The following is a 426-nucleotide window of genomic DNA, read 5'->3' as shown; positions in this document are numbered from 1 at the left end:
ATTCGAAACGATAACGGCTAAGGAGCAAGTTATGATTTTTCTCATGACGAAAGATTCTTTTCTTTTACAGGGCTTTTGGCAGTTGAAAGATAATCACGAAATGATAAAAATCAATTCCCTGTCAGAGATCAAAAAAGTAGGCAATAAACCCTTCAAGGTTATCATTGATACCTATCACAATCATATCCTTGATGAAGAAGCGATTAAATTTCTGGAGAAATTAGATGCCGAGAGAATTATTGTTTTGGCAACTTATCACATCAGTAAACTAAAAGCTAAAGCGCCAATTTATTTTGTTAGCCGCAAAGAAAGTATCAAAAATCTTCTTGAGATTACTTATGGTAAACACTTGCCCCATAAGAATTCACAATTATGCTTTTCACATAATCAGTTCAAAATTATGCAACTGATTCTGAAAAATAAAAA

The 426-nt window shown here is 32.4% G+C and carries 1 protein-coding gene; it reads left to right on the top strand.

What is annotated here, in order from left to right; translation table 11 throughout:
* Nucleotides 1-31: 31 nt before the first annotated feature.
* Nucleotides 32-426 (top strand): acid resistance transcriptional activator GadE (gene gadE / locus FHC48_RS23090; protein WP_220420642.1); only part of this gene is annotated, 395 nt, incomplete at its 3' end.

The sequence above is a fragment of the Enterobacter sp. EC_50 genome (assembly GCF_019584525.1).
GTDB lineage: Bacteria > Pseudomonadota > Gammaproteobacteria > Enterobacterales > Enterobacteriaceae > Enterobacter > Enterobacter roggenkampii.
The sequence above is the reverse complement of the archived record's forward strand: the minus strand, read 5'-3'. Positions and strand labels throughout refer to the sequence as shown.